Below are 18689 nucleotides of genomic sequence, written 5' to 3'. Positions count from 1 at the left end.
CGGGTCTTTCGGACGTTAGCGGGGCACCTGATTTAGCGTCCGACGATCCGGAGACCGGCTCTGCGGGTCTTTCGGACGTTAATCTGCCCTGGTGACTGATGAGCTGCGGGCGGCCGCTGAGGCCTGGCTGAGTGAGGATCCTGACCCGGACACGCGGGCTGAGCTGGAGGCTCTGCTGGCGGCGGGTGACACGGCTGAACTGGCTGACCGGTTCGCCGGAACGCTGGAATTCGGTACGGCGGGCCTGCGGGGTGCCGTCGGCGCCGGGCCGAACCGGATGAACCGGGTTGTCGTGATCCGCGCCGCCGCCGGACTCGCGGCGTACCTGAAGGCGAACGGGCTGACCGACGGCCCCGTCCTGATCGGGTACGACGCCCGGCACAAGTCCGACGTGTTCGCGCAGGACACGGCCGCCGTGGTCCGCGGCGCCGGGCTGGACGCTGTGCTGCTCGACCGGCACACGCCGACTCCGGTCATCGCCTTCGGCATCAGGCACCTGAAGGCGGTCGCTGGTGTCGTCGTGACGGCCTCGCACAACCCGCCGCAGGACAACGGGTACAAGGTCTACCTCGGCGACGGCTCGCAGATCGTCCCGCCGGCCGATGCGGAGATCGCGGCTGCCATCGCGGCCGTCGGTCCGCTCGAGTCGGTTCCGCGCGGCGACGACTGGCAGACCACCGGCGATGAGCTTTTGAACGCCTACTTGGACCGCATCGCCGAACTGGTCCCAGCCGACGCACCCCGAGACCTGAACGTCGCCTACACACCCCTCCACGGCGTCGGTCGCACCCTCGTCGAAGACGCAGTAGCCCGAGCCGGCTTCGCCGCACCATCCGTAGTCGCCACCCAGGCCGACCCCGACCCAGATTTCCCCACAGTCAGCTTCCCGAACCCCGAAGAGCCCGGCGCCATCGACGCCGCCCTGGAGTTGGCGAGGGCCATCGGCGCAGACATCGCCGTAGCCAACGACCCCGACGCGGATCGCTGCGCAGTTGCAGTCCCGGACCCGGGAGTGGGGAGCGCCACAGGAGCGGGAGGCGGCGGAGCGGCGAGCGGCGGCTGGCGGATGCTCAGGGGAGATGAGCTCGGCGCGCTCCTCGGCGAGCTCCTCCTGTCGCAGCGCCCGGACGGCGTCGCTGCGTGCTCGATTGTTTCGTCGTCGCTGCTGGGCAAGATCGCCAAGGCTTACGGCGTTCGGTACGTCGAGACATTGACTGGGTTCAAGTGGATCGGGCGGGTACCGGAGCTTGTCTTCGGGTATGAGGAGGCGCTCGGCTACTGCGTCGACCCAACCGCCGTGAAGGACAAGGACGGGGTCTCGACACTTGTCCGGGTGCTGGAGATGGCGGCGCGCGCGAAGGCGGAGGGCCGCACCTTGATCGATCTGCTGGATGATCTTGCGATCAAGTACGGGCTGCACGCGACCGACCAGTTGTCAGTCCGCGTTGAGGACCTGAGCCTCATCCAGACCGCGATGAGCAACCTGCGCGCGACTCCCCCGACGACGCTCGGCGCGCACACCGTCGTACAGACCGATGACCTCGCACAGGGGTCAGCGGAGCTGCCACCGACGGACGGGCTTAGGTACACGTTGTCCGACGGGGCCCGCGTCGTCGTGCGGCCGTCCGGGACCGAGCCGAAGCTGAAGTGCTACCTGGAAGTCGTCATCCCGGTGCAGGACGGCGATGTGGCCGCGGCAAGGGTCGCCGCGGCCACAGATCTCGCCGGTATCAAACAAGCACTCTCGACAGCCCTGGGGCTGTAGGGAGGAACCTCTCAGTGCGCCGCGGCGGCTTCGGCCTGCTCGGCGCGCAGGGAGGCCTGCAGCGACGAGTGCAGGATGCGCAGGGTGCTGGTCGACTGCATCAGCGCGTCCCGCTCGTCCGGGTTGCGGCCGGCCAGGCTGGTGATGTCGTTGATGGCCGCGTCGATCCGGCTGATCCGGTCGGCGACCGAACCCTCCTGGCTGCTGGCCCGGCGGATCGCCTCGGAGGTGACCGTCCAGACGTCCTCCTTGTCGTTGGTACGCCGCGACATGTCGACCATCTGGCTCAGTGCGGCCAGGTCGCTGCCGATCTGGGTGCGCTCCGCCGGATCGGCGATCCCGGCGGTCGCCTGGCGCAGCCGGGTGACCTGCCCGGACAGCTCCGACCAGGTGGCCCGACCGCTCTTGATCTTGTCCAGCACCTTCGCGTACTCGGTGTTGAACTCGTCGTAGTTCACTGTCCTTGACTCCTGCCGTTCGACCGTTCGACTCAGAACTGTAGGGCGTGCGGATCCGAAACAAGTAACCACACGATCGCAGATCGTAGGGTTGTCGCCAAAACGCAACAGCCGCCTGGTACGGCAACGCGTACCAGGCGGCTGAGTTACGAAGGAATCAGGAGACGCGGGCCGGCGCCGATTCGTAGGTGTTGCAGCGGGCCGCGGTGGTCGTCGAGCTGGTCGCGTAGAAACCGTGCTCCGACCACCAGCCGTGGTTCTTGAACGAGCCGTGGTCGCGCGGGTAGCCCTTGGCGTCACCCATGTTGTTGACCATCCAGCGCCACTGGTTGTAGAGCGCGCCGGTCATCGGGTAGAAGCGGCGGTTCGCGCCGATGTAGGCCGAGCCGAGGCAGGACGCCTGCAGCTCACGACGCCGGCTCTCCTCGAGCTTGGCGCTCTGCGTCTTCATCGCGCGCTGACGCCACCAGGAGGCGTCCATGATGCCGGTCTGCTCCTGGATGTGGTGGCCGTACTCGTGCGCCATCGTGTTGGTGGCGTAGGTGCGCGCGTACGTCGAGTTCTGCTTCCACAGGCTGACCATCTGGTTGGCCGGGAAGTAGATGTTGTTCTCGCAGTAGAACGCCCGGGTCATCCGCTGCACGCCGCACCGGGTGTTGACCGTGGACGCGGTGGTGATGTGCAGCTTCGGCGCCGCCGTCGACCGCGCGCCGGCCTTCGCCAGGATCGGCTTCCAGGCGGCGTACAGGCACTTGTAGACCTGCGTGGCGTACTTGTTGACGCCGGCCACCGTCCGCATGGAGACGTTGACCTCCTTGCAGCGCGACGCGGGGATCGGCCCGGTCTTGTAGAGCTTGTTGTAGCGCACGATCTTCAGCGCCGACGGGCCGGTGTAGCCGGCCTTCGCGGTCGGCGCCTCGGCGTGCACGTGCTCGTCGGTACCCGACTCGGCGGCCTTGCCGACAACGGGAACCGGACGGGTGCCGGTCTCGTTCGTCGGGGCCGCCTGGGCGCCGGCCGGCACGACAACCGCGAGACCGGTCAGCGCAGCGACACCGGCCAGGCCGCGTCGGGTGGTACGGGAGAGGTTGACCATGAGCTCCACTCTCGAAAATTCAGGGACTGTCAGGGCCCATCTTGCGGGGACCGGGGGTTCATCCACCGGCCGGGACACGAACTCGGACGTCAACGATTCGGTCCCAGTTCCCACGAATTTTCGTCAGCTCCGGAGTTGCCCGCCGAGAAACGCCAGCTGGGCCGGTAGCATCCGCCGCCAATATCCCTGTGTGTGCGCACCCGCTTGCTGCCCACCCGCGGCACCCAGTTCGGTCCGCAATTGCGCGGCTGCCTTGGCGAACGGATCGTCCCGCCCACAATCGATGCGTACGGCAACATCCTGCAGGCTGACCTGGCGGCCGAAGAGCTGGCCGCCATCGAAGTCCTCGCGGCTGTCGAAGGAGCCTGGGGCAACATCTTCGTAGCGCCGCCACACCGCTGGGCTGAGCGCCGCGACTGCGACTGCGCGAGTCCCCGGCCGGACCCGACGCTGCCACGCATGCAGGGCCGTGTACAACAGGGCGCCGTACCCGCCCATCGACCAGCCGAGGACGCCGTACCGGGCGGTGTCGAGACCGCGATTCGCCAGCAGGGGCAGGAACTCCTGGTCGAGCATGAAGCCCGGATCCTCGTCGGTCACCCGGCGATGCCAGTAGGTGTCCGGCCCGCCGTCGACCGTCGCCAGCGCGAACGGCGGTGACCCAGCCTGTACGGCGGCAGTCAGGTACCGGTCGATGCCGAGATCGCGGACGGCCGAGGTGTGATCACCACCACGTCCGTGCAACACCAGTACGACGGGCAATGCGTCAGACGCCTGATACCCATCGGGACAGATGATCGAGTAGCCAACTGTCGTGCGGCGACCGAACGATTCGAAGGTGCCCGACACCACAGGACCAGCCGGTACGTCGGGCACAACGCCATCCGGACCGGTCAGTCCGAGAACGTCGTGCACGCGAGCGCGTCCCGGGATCAGCCCGGTTTCCAGGCCGGCCACACCCGCGACGCCGACGACCCCGGCCGCCACACCTGTGCTCAGTAGCGCGCGACGGGACAGAACCATCGTCAGCGGAACAACGCCGCCACGAAGCCGACCACGGCCAGCACACCGATCGCGATCAACTCGGGCCGGGCCCAGTTCGTCTTGACCTCACCGCCGTCGACCGCGCCGTACTGCTCCATGTGCGCCTCGATCCGGCCGACGACCAGATCCGCACGCGACAACGAACTGTCCGGCGAGAGCTTGCGCCCACCGACGCGCTGCTTGCGCAGATCGCGCATCACGAGCTGTACGCCGGGAGCGCGGAACCGGCCCACCGGCGTGTGCACCCGAAGGATGTCGGCGACATCGGCGCCGGTCACCTGGTTCCACGGAATCACCCGGTCCCGCAGGTGATTACGCAGTACGAGGGTTTCCTTGCCGAGTGTCACCGACGGGCGGATCAGACCGCAGTACGCGAGCACCATCAGGATCGCGATCACGCAGCCCACCATGACCCCGGTGGCGGTCCGCCATTCGAGCACGATGTCCAGCAGCCCGACCGCTCCGATGACGATCACGATCACGCCGGAGATCCGGTTGGACGTGGACAGGTACTGCTCGGTCTCGGCCTCGTTCGACTTCACGTGCACAACGTAACCGGTTGTCCGGATCGGCACAGTGCCTGGTCGAGGGACATTGGTGCCTCTAGCGGCGTTCCAGTCGTTCGCTGGCAAGGCGGAGGAGGAGCGCGATGCGGAGCATCTCGCGACGACGACAACGCCGCCAGCGGGCGTCTGGGGCGTCGCTAGAGGTGCCAAATGTTCCTCGACCAGGCACTATGCTGGCAAGGGTGACCACTACCGACACAGGCGTCGACAGTCTGGCCGACGTGACCTCGTCCGAGGACCGGCTGCGCCGGTTCCTGCTCGGGCTGCCGGGCGTCGACCAGGTCGGCGCCGAGGCGAGGGCCGCCACCTTGAGCACGCGGTCGATCAAGACCACCGCCAAGGCGTATGCGCTGGACCTCGCGATCCAGATGATCGACCTGACCACGCTGGAGGGCTCGGACACCCCGGGCAAGGTGCGCGCCCTGTGCGCGAAGGCCAAGCGCCCCGACCCGTCCGACCAGACCGCTCCGCAGGTAGCCGCGGTCTGTGTCTATCCGGACCTGGTAGCGACGGCGAAGTACGAGCTGCGCGGGACGGGCATCAACGTCGCGAGTGTGGCAACCGCCTTCCCCAGTGGGCGTTCGAGCCTGGCGATCAAGGTGCAGGACACCAAGGACGCGGTCGCGGCCGGTGCCGACGAGGTCGACATGGTGATCGACCGCGGCGCCTTCCTGTCCGGGCGCTACGGCCTGGTCTTCGACGAGATCGCGGCGATCCGCGAGGCCGCCGGTGACGCGCACCTGAAGGTGATCCTGGAGACCGGCGAGCTGGTCACCTACGACAACGTACGGCGCGCGTCCTGGCTGGCGATGCTGGCCGGCGCCGACTTCATCAAGACCTCCACCGGCAAGGTGTCCCCGGCCGCGACGCTGCCGGTCACGCTGGTGATGCTGGAGGCGGTCCGCGACTACCACGAGTCGACCGGCCTGCACATCGGCGTCAAACCGGCCGGCGGGATCCGGACCGCGAAGGACGCGATCAAGTACCTGGTCACGGTCAACGAGACCGCCGGACCGGACTGGCTGGACCCGGAGCTGTTCCGCTTCGGCGCCTCCAGCCTGCTGAACGACCTGCTGATGCAACGCACCAAGCTGGCCACCGGGCACTACCCGGGCCCCGACTACTTCACCTTGGACTGACAGGCATGAGCAGATTCGAGTACGCACCGGCCCCGGAATCGCGGGCCATCGTCGACATCAAGTCGTCGTACGGGCTGTTCGTCAACGGCGCCTTCGTCGAGGCGACGGACGGCAAGCCGTTCAAGACCGTCAGCCCTGCTTCGGAAGAGGTACTGGCCGAGGTCAGCGAGGCCGGACCGGCCGACGTCGACAAAGCAGTCAAGGCTGCCAGAAAAGCGTTCGAGAAGGTCTGGGGCCCGATGGCGGGTCGCGACCGGGCGAAGTACCTGTACCGGATCGCGCGGCTGATCCAGGAGCGCGCGCGTGAGCTGGCCGTGCTGGAGTCGCTCGACAACGGCAAGCCGATCCGCGAGTCGCGTGACGTCGACATCCCGTTGGTGGCCGCGCACTTCTTCTACTACGCCGGCTGGGCCGACAAGCTCGAGTACGCCGGCGCTGGCGACGATCCGCAGCCGTGGGGTGTGGCCGGTCAGGTCATCCCGTGGAACTTCCCGCTGCTGATGCTCGCGTGGAAGATCGCACCCGCGCTGGCCGCGGGCAACACCGTCGTACTGAAGCCGGCCGAGACGACTCCGCTGACCGCGCTCGCCTTCGCGGAGATCTGCCAGCAGGCGGATCTGCCGCCGGGTGTGGTCAACATCGTCACCGGCGCCGGTCGTACCGGCCAGGCGCTGGTCGAGCACCCGGATGTGAACAAGGTCGCCTTCACCGGTTCGACCGCGGTCGGTCGCGCGATCGCGAAGTCCGTCGCGGGCACCGACAAGGCGATCACGCTGGAGCTCGGTGGCAAGGCGGCGAACATCGTCTTCGAGGACGCCCCGATCGACCAGACCATCGAGGGCATCGTCAACGGCATCTTCTTCAACCAGGGCCACGTCTGCTGCGCGGGTTCGCGGCTCCTGGTCCAGGAGAGTGTGTACGACGAGGTCCTGGCCCGACTGAAGCGTCGGATGAGCACCCTGCGGGTCGGCGATCCGCTGGACAAGAACACCGATATCGGCGCGATCAACTCGTCGGCCCAGCTGGCGAAGATCCGTGAGCTGTCGCAGATCGGCGAGGACGAGGGCTCCGAGCGCTGGTCGCCGGAGTGCGAGCTGCCGACCCAGGGCTACTGGTTCCCGCCGACCGTCTTCACCGGCGTCTCGCAGGCGCACCGGATCGCCCGCGAGGAGATCTTCGGGCCGGTGCTGTCGGTGCTCACCTTCCGCACCCCGGCCGAGGCCGTCGAGAAGGCGAACAACACTCCCTTCGGGCTGTCCGCCGGGATCTGGACCGAGAAGGGTTCCCGGATCCTCTGGATGGCCAACCAGCTGCGCGCCGGCGTGGTCTGGGCCAACACGTTCAACCGCTTCGACCCGACCTCGCCGTTCGGCGGCTACAAGGAGTCGGGCTACGGCCGCGAAGGCGGCCGTCACGGCCTGGAGGCTTACCTTGCCCACTAAGGACACTGGACGGCTCGAGGTCCGCAAGACCTACAAGCTGTACGTCGGCGGCGCGTTCCCGCGCAGCGAGTCGGGCCGGTCGTACGTCGTCAGCAACACCAAGGGCAAGTTCCTCGCGAACGCGTCCCAGGCCTCCCGCAAGGACGCTCGGGACGCGGTCGTCGCGGCCCGCAAGGCGTTCGGCGGCTGGTCCGGCAAGACGGCGTACAACCGCGGTCAGGTGCTCTACCGGATCGCCGAGGTGATGGAGGGCCGACACGAGCAGTTCAGCTCCGAAGTCGCCGCCTCCGAGGGCCTGTCGATCTCCAAGGCCCGCGCGGTCGTGGACGCATCGATCGACCGCTGGGTCTGGTACGCCGGTTGGGCCGACAAGCTGGCGCAGGTCGTCGGCTCCAGTAACCCGGTGGCCGGCCCGTACTTCGACTTCTCGTTGCCCGAGGCAACCGGTGTGGTCGCGGTCCTCGCTCCCCAGGACTCCAGCCTGCTCGGCCTGACCTCGGTGATCGCCCCCGCGATCGTCTCCGGCAACACGGTCGTCGCAGTCTCGTCGTACGAGCGTCCACTCCCCGCCATCACCCTCGGCGAGGTCATGGCCACCTCCGACCTCCCCGGTGGCGTGGTCAACCTGCTCACCGGCTCAGCCTCCGAGATCGGCCCCTGGCTGGCCGCCCACATGGACGTCAACGCCATCGACCTCTGCGGCATCGAGGACCCCGACGAGGCCCGCGACCTCGAAGCCGCCGCCGCCGAAAACCTCAAGCGAGTACGCCGCCCCGCCGCCGAGGACTGGACCGAATCCCCCGGCCTCTCCCGCATGACGCAGTACCTCGAACTCAAAACCGTCTGGCACCCCATCGGCGTCTAACCCCACCCCCCGTTCCATCCCGCCCCCACCTCGTCCCCACCCCCGCCTCGTCCTCGCGCCCCCGCCTCGTCCCCATTTGGTGGGTGCGCCCACCAAGCAGGGGGTTCCCACCCCGGAATTCGGTGGGGGAACCTCCCGTTTGATGGGGAGGGTGCACCCACCAAACGGGCCTCAGCGGATGGTGGTTCGGGTGAGGGGTGGGTTGGGGTTGGGGTAGCAGGTGACCGGGGAGTTGATGGTGACGAATTTCCACTTGATCTTCGCGGTCAGCGTGAGGCCGGGGTCGTCGTACGAGGTGCCTTTGAGGCGGGTCTCGACGACGGCGCCTCGGCGGCCGGCTTTGAGGCGGACGGTGAGGGTGGGGAGTTGGTAGGCGGCGCCGCCGGGGATGGGGCCGGCGACCGAGATGACCGCGGTGCGGCCGTCGAGGCGGACGCTTGGGGTGGAGTTGAGGCCGGAGCCGCCGGTCAGGGTGGCGCTCACGTACGACGAGTTGGGTGGGATCGGAACGCGGAGTGAGAGGTCCCGGACCTCTTTGAGTTTGAAGCCTTTGACCTCGCCGGGGAGTTGGCCGGGTTTGAGGTCGACGGTGATCGAGAAGCGGTGGTTCGGCTTGATGGTCGCGGGCGCCTTCGCGTCGACGCCTTGGCGCAGCGACAGCAGGTGCTTGCCGAACTTGGTGTTCGCCCGGCAGGAATAGCTGGCGACGGGTTGGGCTGCCGCCGGGACGCTGCCGAGGACTGGCGGAAGTACGGCGGCACCGATGATCAGTAGACTGCGGCGAGTAGCCATATCGCTACTCTAAGCAATCATCGCCGGCTGTGAGGAGGCTCGTCTCACTGTCCGAACAGGAACCAGCCACCGGCCCCGGCCGCCACGAAGAACACCGGCAGCATGGCGGCGAACCACACCCAGAGGCGACGGCGACGCCGTACCGGTGGGTTGGTGGCGATGGTCGTCGAGTCCTCGTCGTCGGTGATGCTGGTCCGCTCCTGGGCGCGCAGCGGCGCCTCCTGCTCCAGCCGGTACGCCTCAGCCTCGAGCCGCTCGGCGAGCAATTCGGCCCGCTCCCAGCGATCGGCCGGGTTGTAGGCCAGTGCCCGCGCGAAGATGTCGTCGAGCCCGCCGACCCCATCGTGCAGGACCGGATACAGGCTGTCCGGCAGCAGGTCCGGGTCGCGGTTGAGCACGTCGGGAATCGAAGAGACGGAGTACGGCGGACGCCCGGTCAGCAGCGCATAGGTCACCGCACCGATCGCGTAGATATCCGCCCGCTCGTCGAAGCCGCCGTCACCGCGCCCCTGCTCAGGCGCCATGTACGACGGTGTGCCGACCGCCTGCGTGAGTCCGGACGCCTCGGCGGCCCGCTTGGCCAGCCCGAGGTCGGCCAGCACGATGCGGTGCGTACCGCCGCCGGACTCGATGCCCACGTTCTCGCGGAGCAGCAGGTTCGCCGGGGTGACGTCACGGTGCACGACACCCTCGTTGTGCAGCGCGGAGACCGCCCGGGCCAGGTCCGCGCCCCACCAGAGCGCGTCCACCGGATCCAGCCGCCCCTGCCGCAACAGGTCGCCGAGCGTGCCACCGCCGACGTAGTCCATGACGAAGTACGGGCGGCCGTCCGGCAGCCGGCCCAGGTCGAAGACTCGGACCACCCGGTCACTGGCGATCCGGCGCATCAGCCGCGCCTCGGACAGGAAGCGTTCGCGCACGTCAGCGCGCGACGCCCAGTTGTCGGCGAGGATCTTGACCGCGACGTCCACGTCGAGGTCGTCGTCATACCCTCGCCAGACCGTCGCGAACGCGCCCGCGCCGATCTGGTCCTGCAGCCGGTACCGTCCGATGACATCCATCGAGAGCTATTGTCGGTCACGACCGGTTCGCACGGGGACACCACTCTCTGGGGGAGTATGAACGAGGAGCTCGAAGCACTCGCGGCGCGCACTCTGGCTGACAAGTCAGCCATGCCCGAGCTGCTGCACGCCATCCGGCCGCTGGTCCAGCGCCGGGTCGCGAAGTTCCTTCCGTACCGCGAGGACGCCGAAGAGGCGGTCCAGGACACCCTGCTCACGGTGGCGAACAAGCTGCACACCTTCAAGGGCACCGGCAGCTTCGCCGGCTGGGTGACGATCGTGGCCACGAACCAGGCCCGCCAGACCTACCGCTCCCTGAAGCGCCGCTCGGTCGAGCAGACCGCCGAGTACATGCCGGAGGCCGTCGACCCGCGCACCACGTCGGTCATCGCCGGCTCCCGACTGGACCTGCTCGAAGCCCTCGAACACCTCGAGTCGAGCCACCCCCAGCTCGTCCAGCCCCTCGTCCTGCGCGACCTCGGTGCCCTGACCTACGCCGAGATCGCCGACGAACTCGACGTACCGCTGGGAACCGTGAAGGCCCGCATCCACCAGGCCCGCAAGGCCGTCGCAGAACGCCTCACTGTGCGCTGACCCAGCCCCGCATCAGCGCTGTAGCGGCGGTCCGCTGGGCCGTGGGCAGGTTGGCGATCGTTGCGTTGTGATTGCCGGCCGGTACGACGTAGGTGTGGCAGTCGTGGGGGCACGGTTCGAACTGTTCGGCGGACCAGGGGTCGTTGGCGCCGTAGACGAAGAGGAGGCGGCTCGCCGTGGTCCGGACCCAGCGGTCGATGTCGGGCATGGCGTTCGGGTCGTGCTTGGGCGGCGCCTTCAGGGTCGCGGGGGCGGCGCCGGCTTCGGGGTAGTGCAGGAGGCCCTTGAGCCAGGTGGTGCCGGCGGAGACGTCGGGCCAGTTCAGTTGGGCGGCCGCTTGGTAGAAGTAGGCCTGGTACGGCGCGACTCCGGCGTCGGAGTATGACGACCAGTCGACGATCTGGTCGATGAACGTGAAGAGCTGCTGGTCGGTCGCATTTCGGCCCGGGATGAGCAGGCAGCTCGCCTGGGTGCGGTACTGCCAGAACTTGAACGGTGTGTCGAGGACCGCGGCCTCGAAGGCGCGGTCGGCTGAGCCGTAGGCCTGCTCGTAGGTCAGCTTGAGCTGCGTGAGCTTCGGGAGCAGGGTGGCGCGGCGGTAGAGGGCGTTGCGCTGGAGCGTCCGGAGCGCTTCGTTGCAGGCGCGGTCGGTGCCGGCGTGCTGGATGAAGTCGACGTAGGAGTCCTGGTCGTTGACTGTGTCCTGAGGTGCGACATACGCGATCGTGGCGTCGACGTCGGTCGGGTAGAAACGGCGGTGGTAGACCGAGGTCATTCCGCCCTTACTCGCGCCGGTCGAGAGCCACTTGCCGCCGTACAAGGGTTTGAAGGCCTCGACGATTCGGTGGTGATCGGTGGCGGCCTGCCAGATGTCGAGCTTGGTCCAGTCCTTGCTCGCGGGGGTCGAGCGGCCGAAGAAGCGCTGCTCGACGCCGAGTTGGTTGCCGTCGGCAAGCCTGGTCGGTTCGGCGGCGGACGCGCCGGTGGTTCCGGCGTACCCGGTGGTCTGCAGGATGGTCGGGCGGTCGAATCCCTTGTGCCACAAGGTGATCCGCTGCTCGAACCGCTCACTCGTTGTGGCGTGGTGGTCAGTGGGTTGGGAGTACCAGAGGACGAAGAACGGCTTGCCGTTCATCAGCTGGCCGCTCTCGATCCGGAGCCCGGCAATCGTCTCCAGCCGAGCCCGAACCGCAGCGACCGAGTCCATGGCCGCTGCGGGAGTCACCGGGAGCAATGCGACCACGATCAGTAGGCGGAACCATCGCATCCGGTGACTCCTCGAGCGCTAGCCGACACTCTGAGTGACCAGGCTAGCTGTATCGGCGGCGAACCTCCACTGCCCTGCGCAGGTCGTCGAGGTAGTTCGCGACCGCACGCCGGATCCCCGAGGTGACGGTCTCGTCCTGGCTGAGGGTCTCGGCGGCACCGATCAGGTCTTCGTCGATCGCGTACTTCGGGACGATCCGGTTCGCGGTCAGCATCAGCACCATGCCGGCCCGGATGTCGGCCGTGGCGGCAATCTCGGTGAAGAACCTGCCGACGTACGGCGCGGTGATCGCGGCCTGCCCCGGATGCCAGAACCCCTCAGCCGTGGCGAGCAGTTCGCGCACGCCGATCTCCGGGTCGCCCATGATCCGGCTCCAAGCCTGCTCCTTGCCGGCCGGTGAAGCCGCCCGACAACGCGCGGCCTCAACCGCACCTTCGGACGACTGGTCACGCGCATGCTCGGCAGCAATCTCCGCCTCACCGGCCGCATCAAGCCGCACCAGCCGAAGCAGAATCGCCCACCGCAGATCCTGCCCAATCACCAGCCCCCGCGGCACCGCCCTCGCACCAACCAACCAGCCCTGCAACAACTCCACGTTCTTTGTGACTGCGACGAAACCGCGGGCGGTTGCGAGTTGCAGGCTGCTGCCCGGTTCGACACTCGCGAGCTTGGCTTCCAGCGCATCCGCGACCACACCGCGCGATTCGTCGTACGGGAGGTAGCCGCCGAGGACTCGCTCGGTCAGCCAGCGGACCAGTGACTCGACTGCGACGTCGCTGTCCTCGGCACCGATGGTGGTGGCGAACAGGTCGAGCGCACGACGCGGATCGAGGTCGCCGGTCAGGGTTGCGTCGCGTACGGCGTTCCAGATGACGGCTCGCGTCGTACTGTCGGCGATCTTCGGCAGTACGACGGGCAGGTTGGCCAACGTGGTCTCGTCGAGCCGGACCTTCACCCAGGTGTCGTCCTGCGCGTCCGGCACGATCACCGCGATCTCGTTGCCCAGCGCAACTTCCGCAACGTCCTGATCCAGCACCAGCTCGACGATTGTCGGCGTACCCTCGAAGTCGTACCCACCAACCGTCAGGGTGTGCGGCCGCCGCGAGTCGTCGGGGCTCAACCGATGCAGCAGTACGCCGGAAGCCGTGCGTTCCGCGGTGAGCGTGTCCAGACCAGACGTGCGCAACCACTGCTCGGACCAGTTCGCGAGACCGCTCGCCCCCGCCTCGGTCAGCTTCGCGATGAACTCGTGCAGATCCGCATTGCCGTACTCATGCGCTTCCAGGTGCGCGTTGACGCCCTTCAAGAACACGTCATCCCCGAGATACTTCGCCAGCTGCTTCAGCACCGCAGCACCCTTGGCGTACGAGATCCCGTCGAAGTCGTCGAGCGACTGCCGAGCGTCCTTCAGGCTGTCCGGCGCGACCGGGTGGGTCGAGCTGCTCTGGTCGGTCTGCATCCCCCACCACTTGCGCACAAACGCGAAGTCCGTCCAGTTCCCCTTGTACGCCGTCGCTTCCTCGGCCACGCGGTGTGCCATGTACTCGGCGAACGACTCGTTCAGCCACATGTCGTTCCACCACTTCATGGTGACCAGGTCGCCGAACCACATGTGCGCCATCTCGTGCACCAGCACGCGAGACCGGGTACTGCGCTCGGCCTCGGTCGCCTGGGCGCGGAACAGGAAGTCATCGGAGACCGTGACACAGCCCGGGTTCTCCATCGCGCCAAGGTTGAAGTCCGGCACGAACACCTGCCAGTACTCACCGAACATGTACCGCTGCCCGAACATCCGGTGGTACGCGTCGAACGCGTCCCGCGTGGTCCGGAAGAGGTCCTCCGCATCCGCCTCCAGCGGCTCCTTGAGCGACTGCCGGCAGGCCAGTCCGAGGGGGATCCCGTCGTACTCGCTGCGGATCAGGTGGTACGGACCGGCGGCGATCGCGACGAAGTACGTCGACAGTGGCTTGGTCTCGGCCAGCGCCCACTCCCCTGGCGCGGTTCGCGTGGCGGCGCCGTTGCCGAGCACCACCCACTCCTCGGGGCACTTCACCGTCACCGTGTACGGCGCTTTGAGGTCGGGCTGGTCGAAACACGGGTAGTACCGCGGTGCCGACTCCAGCGACGACATGCCGTAGGTGTAGACGAGTCCATCGGCTGCATCGACCGACCGGACCAGGCCCTCACCATCGACGGAGTACTTCTGCACGGTGTGGATCACGAGCTCGTTCTCGGCCTGCAGACCGGTCAGCGGGAAGCGACCGTCAGCCAGCAGCTCCGGATCCAGCGACTGCCCGTTCAGCTCGACCGACAGCAGCCGCTCCGGTTTCACATCCACCCAACTCGCCTCGCCGGTGGCGGTGAACGTGATCCGGCTCGTTACCTCGAAGGTGTCGCCGGGATCGGTCAGGTCGAAGTCGATCAGGTAGGACCCCAAGGTCAGGTCCACGGCCCGCTGCCGGGCTTCCTCCACTGTCAAGGCGCGCATGTACTGCACGCTATCCGAGCGGGGTTCCTTCCGCCGTCCTGGCCGCGAGCTGCGCAACCGCCCGGATCTGCGGATCGGCGGTCCCGGCTGCGATCCGCGCGAGCAGGTCGGCGTCCTCGGGCTGCGCGAGCATCGTGAGCACGTTCAGCGCGCTCAAGTGGTCGAATCCCGCGGCGATCTCCGCGCCTGCCGCGACGGGCGGGCCACCGAGGATGCGCAGGGCCACCTGACGAGTCTCGTCGGCCACCTCCTCGAGCGGGTTGCCTCCGCTCACCTGCGTGTACGCCGCGGCCACCTGGTACATGTTCAGCGCCCGGCAGACCATGGCGAGGTTGCTGCTGTGCAACAGCGCGCTGTAGGCCTGCAGGGGAATGTCAGTCATGCCAGCACGCTAGTCGCTGCGGGTGGTGCGCCAGCCGCCGCCCGGAGATGCTCGGCGAGCAACTGCGCTCCCTCCGGCGCGTTCGCGGCGTAGCAGAGGAGATGCGCGCGGGTGGACCACGCGTCCTCCAGCGGGCAGATGTCGATCGAGGTGATCGCATCGACCGCCCGACGCGGAACGATCGCCAGACCGGCTCCGGCACTCGCCAGGATGATTACGGTGTGCAGCGTCGGCACGAGAGTGCGGTACCGCGGAACCGGGGCGTGCGGGCCCAGGCGCTCCTCCATCCACAGCGTCAGCGGGGAACCCCGGTCCAGCGCGATCAGCGGATGCTCGGCAACCTCGGCGTACGCGATCGAGCTGCGTCCGGACAGGACTCCACCGGCCTGGCCGATCACCACGAGTGAGTCGTCGGCGAGCGGTTCGGTCCGCAACGGGGTCGGCTCGTCGTCCAGGATCACGCCGAGATCGGCCTCCCCGGCGGCGAGGATACGGACGCTGCGGACAGTACGGCGTTCTTTCACATTCACGTCGTACTCCGGATGGTCGCGCAGGAAGGTGGCGAGCGCGGCCGGGACGAGTTGGTGCATGGCCGAACCACCGGCCACCAGGCGGACCGGTTCCGTGCCCGAGACGGCGTACGACGCGACTGCGCTGTCCAGGCGGGTGGTCTCGGCCAGCACCTCGCGCGCATGCCGAGCCAGCGTGGCACCGGCGGGAGTCAGCCGGACGCCTCGGCGCTCGCGGATCAGCAGCGGGACACCGGCCTGCGCTTCGAGAGCTCTGACCCGCGCGCTGGCCGAAGGCAGGCTGAGGTGCATCGCCCGGGCGCCGCCGGTGATCGAGCCTTCGGTCGCCACGTGCGTGAAGAGGCGGAGGTCGTCCAGGTCGTACCGCATGGGATTCAGCCTACGCCTCAGCCTTAGGCTGGCTACGGGGATCGCGCATTGTGGACTGCCTAGCCAGGCCTGATCCTCAAAGAGTGCTGATCATCCTGCTGGCCGGTGTCGCCGCCGGCGCCCTGAACGCCGTGGGCGGTGGCGGGAGCTTCGTGGCACTGTCCGCGCTGGTGGCGGGCGGCATGCCACCGGTCACCGCGAACGCGACCACCACCGTCGCGATGCTGCCCGGCAACGCGACCAGCGCCTGGGTCTACCGCCGCGATGTACACACCTTCGCCAAACCGTCCCCAGCTCGCCTCACGGCGGCCAGCGTGCTTGGCGGTGCGGTCGGCGCCGCGCTCCTGCTGTTGTTGCCGTCAGCATCTTTCGACGCCGCGGTCCCCTGGCTGCTCGCGTTCGCCACCCTGGTGCTTGCCTTCGGCAAACGGCTGACCCGCGCGATCCGGCTCGGTACGCCGGGACCGGCCGCGATCCTGTCCGGACAGTTCCTGCTATCGATCTACGGCGGCTACTTCGGCGGTGCCGTCGGGCTGATGATGCTCGCCTTCTGGACGGCCACCACCTCACTCGATCCAGCCAAGGGCAACCCCCTGCGCGTCCTCCAGGTCGCCGCCGTCTACCTGACCTCCGGGCTGATCTTCGTCTTCGCGGCCAACGTCCTCGACCAGCCGATGCACCTGATCGCGATGCTGTGCGGCGCGATCATCGGCGGCTATCTCGGCGCACATCTGGTACGGCGACTCCCGCATGTCGTGCTGCGCGCACTCGTCCTCACGACTGCGGTCGCGATGACGATCCTCTTCTTCGTGCGAGCGTTCGGATGAATCGGGCCCAGCTCGCCATGGCCTACCAGGCCTGCGAAGTCTCCGACCTGGCTCGGTCGGCGGCTGAGCTCGACGATCCGGCCGCCGCGTTGGCCCAGGCCGAGCTGGTGCTGACCGCGGCGCGCGAGCTCGTGGTCGCCGCAACCAGGCTGGCGTGCCCGACTGCCGACGTACCGACTGATCCGTTGCAGTTGTTCGCTTACCAGCACCCCGATGAGGCGGCTGGGGATGTTGCCGACTGGCTCGATCAGTCGAGAGGGCGCTGACCGACCTGCTTGCGCTCGTGGTTGATGAAGAGGCCGGCCGCGGTCGAGACGCTGGTCAGCAACCACACCGCGACTCCGGCATCGTCGGTCACCCCGATGATCGGCAGCAGGTCCGGCAGGATGTCGAACGGCGAGACCAGGTAAATCAGCGCGAGCACCCATAACGTCATCCGGCTCTTCGGCAACTCGCCGTACTCGCCCTTGCGCGCCGCCCGGATCAGCCGCGGCAACGCCCGCGCCCGCTCAATCACATCACCCACCGGTACGGGTTCCCCCTTGGCGATCTTCCGCGCCCGAACCTTCCGCCGCCGAACAAACCCGAACGCGGAAACCCCGGCCCCGATCACCAGCAGCCCAACCCCCACCGCAACCGCCGGCAGCCCGACGACATCGCCGTCCCGGAACAGCAAAGTCCCGACCCCGAGCACCGCCAACAGCCCACCGAAATACACCATCCACCCACTGTAGAGCGCAGACCCGGACCTGCACGCCATCACAACTGCGCCCGCGCTCCCGCCCCCACGCTCAGCCGCCCCCAACCCACCCCACTTGTGATGGCCCCCCGGTCCGACTGAGCCCCGTCGGCTGCGACGACGAGGTCCAGCTGACACACCGTTCTCCCAACTGACACGCTGTTTCAGCCCGACCCGCATTCCGGTGGCTGGCCAGCGAAATTGGGGGGTTCTGCACCGTTAACCAGAGTGCGGAACCCCCAACGGGAGTGGCCAGCCAGGGAAATGGGTCAGTCGATGAGGGACTCGACGATGGTGGTCATGCGGTCGACGGGGATGGCGAAGCCGATGCCGATGTTGCCGGAGCGGGAGCTGCCGAGGGTGGCGATGGCGGTGTTGACGCCGACGACCTGGCCGGCGGCGTTGACCAGGGGGCCGCCGGAGTTGCCGGGGTTGATGGCGGCGTCGGTCTGGATGGCGGACTGGCGGGTGTTGTTGTCGCCGAACCGGGCCTGGCGGTCGACGGCGCTGACGATGCCGGCGGTGACGGTTCCTTCCAGGCCTAGTGGTGAACCGACGGCCAGGACCGGGTCGCCGACATGCAGCTGTGCGGACCGGCCGAGCGTGAGCGCGCGCAACCCCTCGGCGTCGGCCGGCGCGACCTGGAGGACGGCGAGATCGTTGTTCGCGTCCACGCCGAGAACGTCCGCGTCGACCTGGCGGCCGTTCGACAGGACCAGGGATACATCACTCGCTCCTTCCACCACATGGGCATTCGTCACCACGTGTCCTTGGGTGTCGACCGCGAACCCCGACCCGGTCGCCCGGCCCGCCCGCACCGACACCACGCCCGGGAGCACACTCGCCGCAGCCGCCGAGATCGACCCCTGCTGCGCCCCACCCGCCGGAGCCGCCGCCTGCGGCAACTCCGCCGGCCCGGAGCCCGGCGTACCGTCCAACCACCCGCCGGTCACCGCCCCCGCCAACCCACCGGCAACCAACGACATCGCCAACGTCCCCAGTACGACGCCTGCCAGCTTGCGAGGTGGAGCCGTCACCCCGGCCTGAGGTGCCGCCGCCACCGGAGAGGGGGGAGCCAATGGCGAGGCGGAGACCGGGGTGACGGTGAATGGGAAGGCAGCCGAAGCTGCCGCGTGCCGAGGAACCGCGTCAGGTGGCGAAGCGGGCGGAGGCGCCGGAGGAGCCGCGGATCGGGAGGCGGGCGGAGCCACGCCGTGGTGGGCGGACGCTGCCCCCTCATCCCCCTCCCCACCCATCGGGTGGGA

19 protein-coding genes are annotated in these 18689 nt (G+C 68.3%); 7 read left to right on the top strand and 12 right to left on the bottom strand.

The annotated features are described in order from the left end of the window. Window positions 1–91: 91 nt before the first annotated feature. Window positions 92–1765 (top strand): phospho-sugar mutase, encoded by a 1674-nt coding sequence (locus tag ACFTSF_RS34480; RefSeq protein ID WP_380158927.1) that lies wholly within the window; start codon window positions 92–94, stop codon window positions 1763–1765. An 11-nt stretch (window positions 1766–1776) separates the two neighbouring features. Here ACFTSF_RS34480 and ACFTSF_RS34475 read toward each other — a convergent pair whose 3' ends face one another. The 4 genes from ACFTSF_RS34475 to ACFTSF_RS34460 all read right to left on the bottom strand — a co-directional run bounded on the left by ACFTSF_RS34475 (window position 1777) and on the right by ACFTSF_RS34460 (window position 4905). Next, on the bottom strand, window positions 1777–2223 hold the full coding sequence (locus ACFTSF_RS34475; RefSeq protein ID WP_344157005.1) for a hypothetical protein: 447 nt from the start codon (window positions 2221–2223) through the stop codon (window positions 1777–1779). A 157-nt stretch (window positions 2224–2380) separates the two neighbouring features. Beyond that, window positions 2381–3319 carry a neutral zinc metallopeptidase gene (locus ACFTSF_RS34470; RefSeq protein WP_380158925.1) on the bottom strand — a complete coding sequence of 313 codons (939 nt, stop codon included), beginning with the start codon at window positions 3317–3319 and terminating at the stop codon, window positions 2381–2383. A 123-nt stretch (window positions 3320–3442) separates the two neighbouring features. Next, a complete protein-coding gene (locus ACFTSF_RS34465) occupies window positions 3443–4342 on the bottom strand; it encodes an alpha/beta hydrolase (protein WP_380158923.1) in 900 nt (299 codons plus the stop codon). 2 nt (window positions 4343–4344) lie between these two features. Further along, window positions 4345–4905: a PH domain-containing protein gene (locus ACFTSF_RS34460; RefSeq protein WP_380158921.1), complete on the bottom strand. Its 561-nt coding sequence runs from the start codon at window positions 4903–4905 to the stop codon at window positions 4345–4347. A gap of 206 nt (window positions 4906–5111) precedes the next feature. On the opposite strand from ACFTSF_RS34460, the gene deoC reads away from it, so the two are divergent. The 3 genes from deoC to ACFTSF_RS34445 are packed head-to-tail and all read left to right on the top strand — an operon-like array spanning window position 5112 to window position 8375. Further along, window positions 5112–6068: a deoxyribose-phosphate aldolase gene (gene deoC, locus ACFTSF_RS34455; RefSeq protein WP_344156994.1), complete on the top strand. Its 957-nt coding sequence runs from the start codon at window positions 5112–5114 to the stop codon at window positions 6066–6068. A gap of 5 nt (window positions 6069–6073) precedes the next feature. Further along, window positions 6074–7510 (top strand): aldehyde dehydrogenase family protein, encoded by a 1437-nt coding sequence (locus ACFTSF_RS34450; RefSeq protein ID WP_380158919.1) that lies wholly within the window; start codon window positions 6074–6076, stop codon window positions 7508–7510. Beyond that, complete coding sequence (locus tag ACFTSF_RS34445) at window positions 7500–8375, top strand: aldehyde dehydrogenase family protein (RefSeq protein ID WP_380158918.1); 876 nt, start codon at window positions 7500–7502, stop codon at window positions 8373–8375. The genes ACFTSF_RS34450 and ACFTSF_RS34445 overlap by 11 nt, the downstream gene beginning before the upstream one ends. Before the next feature lie 171 nt (window positions 8376–8546). Here the strand turns inward: ACFTSF_RS34445 and ACFTSF_RS34440 are convergent, their stop codons facing one another. Together ACFTSF_RS34440 and ACFTSF_RS34435 are read right to left on the bottom strand one after the other, a co-directional pair. Next, window positions 8547–9167, bottom strand: coding sequence for a hypothetical protein (locus ACFTSF_RS34440; protein ID WP_380158916.1), 621 nt, complete (start codon window positions 9165–9167; stop codon window positions 8547–8549). Window positions 9168–9211: 44 nt separating this feature from the next. Then, on the bottom strand, window positions 9212–10228 hold the full coding sequence (locus ACFTSF_RS34435) for a serine/threonine-protein kinase (RefSeq protein WP_344156982.1): 1017 nt from the start codon (window positions 10226–10228) through the stop codon (window positions 9212–9214). 57 nt (window positions 10229–10285) lie between these two features. Here ACFTSF_RS34435 and ACFTSF_RS34430 point away from each other — a divergent pair, with 57 nt between their 5' ends. Then, window positions 10286–10822 carry an RNA polymerase sigma factor gene (locus ACFTSF_RS34430; RefSeq protein WP_344156979.1) on the top strand — a complete coding sequence of 179 codons (537 nt, stop codon included), beginning with the start codon at window positions 10286–10288 and terminating at the stop codon, window positions 10820–10822. Here the strand turns inward: ACFTSF_RS34430 and ACFTSF_RS34425 are convergent. The 4 genes from ACFTSF_RS34425 to ACFTSF_RS34410 are packed head-to-tail and all read right to left on the bottom strand — an operon-like array spanning window position 10809 to window position 15858. Then, a complete protein-coding gene (locus tag ACFTSF_RS34425) occupies window positions 10809–12089 on the bottom strand; it encodes a S28 family serine protease (protein WP_380158914.1) in 1281 nt (426 codons plus the stop codon). The two genes, ACFTSF_RS34430 and ACFTSF_RS34425, sit on opposite strands and share 14 nt — an antisense overlap. Before the next feature lie 43 nt (window positions 12090–12132). Further along, window positions 12133–14577: an aminopeptidase N gene (pepN, locus tag ACFTSF_RS34420; protein WP_380158912.1), complete on the bottom strand. Its 2445-nt coding sequence runs from the start codon at window positions 14575–14577 to the stop codon at window positions 12133–12135. A gap of 10 nt (window positions 14578–14587) precedes the next feature. Continuing rightward, complete coding sequence (locus ACFTSF_RS34415; protein ID WP_380158910.1) at window positions 14588–14959, bottom strand: hypothetical protein; 372 nt, start codon at window positions 14957–14959, stop codon at window positions 14588–14590. Then, window positions 14956–15858 carry a LysR family transcriptional regulator gene (locus ACFTSF_RS34410; RefSeq protein WP_380158908.1) on the bottom strand — a complete coding sequence of 301 codons (903 nt, stop codon included), beginning with the start codon at window positions 15856–15858 and terminating at the stop codon, window positions 14956–14958. Before ACFTSF_RS34410 ends, ACFTSF_RS34415 begins: the two co-directional genes overlap by 4 nt. An 83-nt stretch (window positions 15859–15941) precedes the next feature. Between ACFTSF_RS34410 and ACFTSF_RS34405 the strand changes: the two genes are divergently transcribed. Together ACFTSF_RS34405 and ACFTSF_RS34400 are read left to right on the top strand one after the other, a co-directional pair. After that, entirely contained in the window at window positions 15942–16685 is a 744-nt protein-coding gene (locus tag ACFTSF_RS34405; RefSeq protein WP_380158906.1) for a sulfite exporter TauE/SafE family protein, read from the top strand. Beyond that, entirely contained in the window at window positions 16682–16951 is a 270-nt protein-coding gene (locus tag ACFTSF_RS34400; protein ID WP_380158905.1) for a hypothetical protein, read from the top strand. Before ACFTSF_RS34405 ends, ACFTSF_RS34400 begins: the two co-directional genes overlap by 4 nt. Here the strand turns inward: ACFTSF_RS34400 and ACFTSF_RS34395 are convergent. Both ACFTSF_RS34395 and ACFTSF_RS34390 read right to left on the bottom strand, forming a co-directional pair. Then, window positions 16933–17406 carry a YkvA family protein gene (locus tag ACFTSF_RS34395; protein ID WP_380158903.1) on the bottom strand — a complete coding sequence of 158 codons (474 nt, stop codon included), beginning with the start codon at window positions 17404–17406 and terminating at the stop codon, window positions 16933–16935. The two genes, ACFTSF_RS34400 and ACFTSF_RS34395, sit on opposite strands and share 19 nt — an antisense overlap. Window positions 17407–17693: 287 nt before the next feature. Further along, window positions 17694–18461 (bottom strand): S1C family serine protease, encoded by a 768-nt coding sequence (locus tag ACFTSF_RS34390; protein ID WP_380158901.1) that lies wholly within the window; start codon window positions 18459–18461, stop codon window positions 17694–17696. Between the last annotated feature and the right edge of the window lie 228 nt (window positions 18462–18689).

Origin of the sequence: Kribbella sp. NPDC056951 (genome assembly GCF_042674205.1) — a bacterium.
GTDB lineage: Bacteria > Actinomycetota > Actinomycetes > Propionibacteriales > Kribbellaceae > Kribbella > Kribbella yunnanensis.
This window is presented reverse-complemented; position numbering and strand designations above follow the sequence as displayed.